At 29.8% G+C, this 831-nt stretch carries 1 protein-coding gene; it reads left to right on the top strand.

Annotated elements, in window-relative coordinates; all coding sequences use genetic code 11:
• Positions 1-800 (top strand): GHKL domain-containing protein (locus tag EQ827_RS08805; protein WP_219912696.1); only part of this gene is annotated, 800 nt, incomplete at its 5' end.
• Positions 801-831: the final 31 nt, after the last annotated feature.

Here is an 831-nt window from a genome sequence, read left to right on the forward strand (position 1 = left end):
CTTTAATAGTGTTTCCAGTTATCGATGTTTTAATTATGGCGATTATTTTTCAAAGTAATTATTTAGTAAACAAAGAATTCGTTTATGAAATAGTTGTTTTATTAAGTATTAACACTTTGGCTTGTTATTATTTGATGAATGAAATTGATAAGGCAGTAGTCAAGAATCATAAAAATGAACAAATCGTTCAACAATTGGCGCAAATACAAGCACAAAATATTCAACTATCCCGCCAGTATAAACTGGCTTTTGATGTTATACACTCGGAAAATAGTTTTTTTACTGATTTATCACAAAAAAAGTTGACCCACTCCGAATTAATGCAGCTGTTTGAACAGCGCTTGACCAAAATCAACAAAATTCTGCTAGAATGGGGTAATCCTGACCAAATAAACAATATTCAAACAGTGTTTGATTATTTTGTTCAGCAAGCCCATGCTAAAAACATCGAAGTAGTTGTCAATGGTCAAGCAGAACCTATTTTTAAGAAAAAAGAAGCTTTTTTAGATATTATGACAATTTTAACTATTATTTTGAGTAATGCAATTGAACATGCTAGTGATTCAAAGGAGCATTTTTTAGGTATTAATTATTTACAAAATTCCCATGGTGCTCTTTACACTGTTACTAACAGTTTTACTCCTAATTTTAAGCTAAAAGATTATAGCTTAGATGCTTTGGTCCAGTCAGGTTTAGATTTGCGCCAGGTACAAAAACTGGTGGAAGAACTTGACGGTGAAGTGACAACTTCTGCAAAGGATAATTTTTTTAAAATAGAAATTCAAATTCCTAATAATTAATTAGCTATGTAAAAATATTTTTAAAACTTTT

Origin of the sequence: Bombilactobacillus bombi (assembly GCF_013607485.1) — a bacterium.
GTDB lineage: Bacteria > Bacillota > Bacilli > Lactobacillales > Lactobacillaceae > Bombilactobacillus > Bombilactobacillus bombi_A.